The following is a 4032-nucleotide window of genomic DNA, read 5'->3' on the forward strand; positions in this document are numbered from 1 at the left end:
ATTGACTAGAGTCATGCTCCATCACAACCTCCCAGCTCGACCTGGAGACCCCATCCCACAGGGCCTGACGAAACAACGAAACCTTGGCTCGACCCTAGGAGCAGGCTGCCCCTTGTCCCCATTTCCTTTTTGATTCTTTAACAAACTCCGGGATCCCCATCCCTCAATGGCTGAGGGCCAACGCTCTCCCCTCTACGGTCGCTGCCATCTCCCACAACAGATCTTCCGTCTCTTCCCAGCCGATGCAGCCATCGGTGATGGAAACCCCGTACTGGAGCGGCGCCCCTTCCTGCCAGGTTTGCTTGCCCGGGTAGAGGTTGCTCTCCAGCATCAGCCCCATCAGAGCCCGCTGCCCCGCCTGGTACTGCTGTAGCACCGCTCGACAGACGGATCCCTGGTTGCGGTAATTTTTGTGGGAGTTGTCATGGGAGCAGTCCACCATCACCGAGCGAGGGATCCCTTGATCCTTCATCAGCAGTGCTGCCCGCGCCACATCTTCCGGGCCGTAGTTGGTCTTGCCCCCTCCCCCCCGCAACACGATGTGCCGATCCGGGTTGCCGGTGGTTTTCACCAGAGCCGTCATGCCATCTTGGCCAATGCCCAAGAAACTGTGGGGATGGCTGGCGGAGAGGATGGCATTGAGAGCGATTTCCAGCCGTCCATCGGTGCCGTTTTTGAAGCCCACAGGCATGGAGAGACCGCTGGCCATTTCCCGGTGAGTTTGGCTTTCGATGGTTCTGGCGCCAATGGCCGCCCAGCTCACCAGATCTGCCGTGTACTGAGGGGTCACCGGATCCAGCATCTCGGTAGCACAGGCCAGGCCCAGCTCGTTGATCTGCAAGAGAATGGAACGGGCCAGTTGCAGGCCGGTGGCAATGTCGCAGGAGCCATCCAGGTGGGGATCGTTGATCAGGCCCTTCCAGCCCACCGTGGTGCGGGGTTTCTCAAAATACGTACGCATGACAACCACTAGGTGCTCCCGAGTTTGGTCGGCCACCCGCTTGAGGCGATGGGCATACTCCAGAGCCGCCGCGGGATCGTGGATGGAACAGGGGCCGACGATCACCACCAAGCGATGGAGATCCCGTCCGTGGATGATGTCGCGGATGGCTTGCCGAGTGGAGAGCACCACCTGGGCTGCCGTTTCCGTAAGGGGCAGCTTGGCCTTGACAGCAGCAGGGGCAATCAAGGGAGTCACCTCTTGGATATTGCAATTGTCGGTTTGAGGGGGCATGGAACTGTCCTCAGCGTGCAAGTGGGTAGATGGGGTCGTCGAGCCATCAAAAAAGCCCTGGCGCTGGGCTCAGGGCTTCAGGACTGACTCGGGTAAACTGTAGGTCTTTGTTTACGCGCCACCCTTCTGCCCTGGTCGTTGCCAGGGAAAGCTAAAGTAGCCAAAAAAGGAAGCGCGCCAGACCATGCGGAGAACAAACTTAAAACCTGTACGAGATAACTATACCCGAAAAAACCCTGTTTGCCATCTCAGGGATCCGGTTTCCTGGGGAAGTCTTAAGTCGACCGAGCCGCTGGCTTGGCAATCCAGTAGCCGCAGGGGTGTTCTCCCTGCACCTGCCAGGTGATGCGCTCTACCCGGCAATCGGGCAAGGCGGCAGCAAACATCTCCAGCTCGTGGCCGCAGACGCTGGGAAAGGTGTGGGCAATCTGGGCAATGGCGCAATTGTGCTCAACCAACACATACTGCTCGACGTAAGGCTCGGATCCCTCTGCTGCCATCGGCACAGTCAGGTCGGCAGGATAGGGGTAGTACTCTGCCATGTAACCCTCTGCCTGGCGCAACTGCACCAAGCGCTCCAGCCGCTCCCGTAGGGATCCGGATCCCAGTTGGGCCTGATACTCCCGGGCTTTGCGCTGCCACTGGTGGTGGAGAAGGGATCCCATCTGCTCGGATCCCAGAGTTTCGGCCAGGGTGTTGAGCAGGCCAAGGGCAAACTCGTCGTAGCTGGCGGGAAATTGCTCTTCTCCCAAGGGGCTGAGCTGATAGAGATGCTGGGGTCGCCCTAGACCATTGGGTTGAGCGACATGTTGGATCAACCCCTCTGCCTCCAGATCCTTGAGGTGGCGGCGGATGGCCTGGGGAGAAATGCGCAGGTGCTCTGCCAGCGTTTGGGCGTTGGCCTGCCCCGCCTTGCGCAGGTAGACCAAGATGGCCTGCTTACTCGAAGCGGGTTGAGCGACCTGCCCGGTGATCTTGCGCGTGCTGTCCACCCTCGCCCTCCTGGTTAGACTGGGTTAATCGGCTGCCGCTGCCAGCACAGCTCTCTGCTATTTTGACAACGGGATCATTGCTAAAGTAACCTGAGGATCAGTTAAACAACAACTCTGTTGTTTTATTTGGCCATCTGTCTTAGTCGCGTTTCTACCCTGTCACTACCCGAGAGCCATCCATGTCTACGAGCGTCCGCGCCCTGGTCAACCAGCCCTACAAGTACGGCTTTGTAACCGACATCCCCTCTGAGTCGATTGGCAAAGGCTTGAACGAAGAGGTGATTCGGCAGATCTGGGCCAAGAAAGGGGAGCCGGACTTTATGCTAGAGTTCCGGCTGCGGGCCTACCGCCAGTGGCTGAAGATGAGCGAGCCCACCTGGCCCAACGTCAGCTACCCGCCCATTGACTACCAGAACATTGTCTACTACTCGGCCCCCAAGGTGCAGCCCAAGAAAAAGAGCCTGGACGAAGTGGATCCGGTGCTGTTGGAGACCTTCGAGAAATTGGGGATCCCCTTGTCAGAGCAAAAGCGGCTGGCCAATGTGGCGGTGGATGCCATCTTCGACAGCGTTTCGGTGGCCACCACCTTCCGGGAAAAGCTGGCCAAGGAAGGCGTGATCTTCTGCTCCATGTCGGAGGCGCTGCGGGAGTATCCAGAGCTGGTGCGCAAGTACTTGGGCAGTGTGGTTCCCATTGCTGATAACTACTACGCGGCGCTGAACTCGGCAGTGTTCAGTGATGGATCCTTTGTCTATGTGCCCAAAGGGGTGCGCTGTCCCATGGAGCTTTCCACCTATTTCCGCATCAACAACGGCGAATCGGGCCAGTTTGAGCGCACCCTGATCATTGCCGACGAGGGATCCTACGTCAGCTACTTGGAAGGGTGTACTGCCCCCATGTTCGACACCAACCAACTGCATGCGGCGGTGGTGGAGCTGATCGCCCTAGACAATGCCGAGATCAAGTACTCGACGGTACAGAACTGGTATGCCGGCGACGAAAACGGCAAAGGGGGCATTTACAACTTTGTAACCAAGCGCGGCCTGTGTCAGGGGGCCAACTCCAAGATCTCTTGGACGCAAGTGGAGACCGGCTCGGCCATCACTTGGAAATATCCTAGCTGCGTGTTGGTGGGGGAAAACTCGGTGGGCGAGTTTTACTCGGTTGCCCTCACCAACAACTACCAGCAGGCCGATACCGGCACCAAGATGATTCACGTGGGCCGCAACACCCGCAGCAAAATTATCTCCAAAGGGATCTCGGCTGGGCACTCCAAAAACAGCTACCGCGGCCTGGTCAAAATCGGGCCGAAAGCAGAAGGGGCCCGCAATTTTTCCCAGTGCGATTCCATGTTGATCGGGGATCAGTGCAGCGCCAACACCTTCCCCTATATCGAGGTGCAAAACAACACCGCCAAAGTGGAGCACGAAGCTTCCACCTCTAAGATTGGAGAGGAGCAATTGTTCTATTTCCAGTCGCGCGGGATCGGCATGGAAGATGCCGTGTCCATGATCATCAGCGGCTTCTGCCGAGAGGTGTTCAACCAATTGCCGATGGAGTTTGCCGTAGAAGCCGATCGGTTGCTGAGCCTGAAGTTAGAGGGATCCGTCGGCTAGGGGATTGCTCCCAATGCGAAGCTGAGCAAGTGGGCGAGGCCGCTGACACGCTGTGGGAGCAGGCGCTGCCATTTTCAGGAGAAGGGTAAGGGGTTAGGTAACTCCCAAGGCAGAGGGCTGTGATCCCCTGAAGCCAGAGGCGGCCCAAGGGCTTGGCGACGTTGCAAACAGCGCATGGATGCAGGGGGGG

The 4032-nt window shown here is 58.3% G+C and carries 3 protein-coding genes; 1 reads left to right on the top strand and 2 read right to left on the bottom strand.

Going from position 1 to position 4032, the window contains the following annotated elements:
* Nucleotides 1–163: 163 nt before the first annotated feature.
* Both NW819_RS01615 and sufR read right to left on the bottom strand, forming a co-directional pair.
* Nucleotides 164–1234, bottom strand: a complete 1071-nt coding sequence (locus tag NW819_RS01615) for a 3-deoxy-7-phosphoheptulonate synthase (protein ID WP_414412697.1) — start codon at nucleotides 1232–1234, stop codon at nucleotides 164–166.
* A 275-nt stretch (nucleotides 1235–1509) separates the two neighbouring features.
* Complete coding sequence (gene sufR / locus NW819_RS01620) at nucleotides 1510–2226, bottom strand: iron-sulfur cluster biosynthesis transcriptional regulator SufR (protein WP_414382769.1); 717 nt, start codon at nucleotides 2224–2226, stop codon at nucleotides 1510–1512.
* 179 nt (nucleotides 2227–2405) lie between these two features.
* Here sufR and sufB point away from each other — a divergent pair, with 179 nt between their 5' ends.
* Complete coding sequence (sufB, locus tag NW819_RS01625) at nucleotides 2406–3842, top strand: Fe-S cluster assembly protein SufB (RefSeq protein WP_099883711.1); 1437 nt, start codon at nucleotides 2406–2408, stop codon at nucleotides 3840–3842.
* Nucleotides 3843–4032 lie beyond the last annotated feature (190 nt).

The sequence above is a fragment of the Synechococcus sp. R8-2 genome, assembly GCF_047461715.1.
Taxonomy (GTDB): domain Bacteria; phylum Cyanobacteriota; class Cyanobacteriia; order Thermostichales; family Thermostichaceae; genus Thermostichus.

Bases quoted from the DNA above. Each gene is read 5' to 3' on its own strand.
- NW819_RS01615 (WP_414412697.1), bottom strand. From the start codon at position 1,234: ATGCCCCCTCAAACCGACAATTGCAATATCCAAGAGGTGACTCCCTTG.
- sufB (WP_099883711.1), top strand. From the start codon at position 2,406: ATGTCTACGAGCGTCCGCGCCCTGGTCAACCAGCCCTACAAGTACGGC.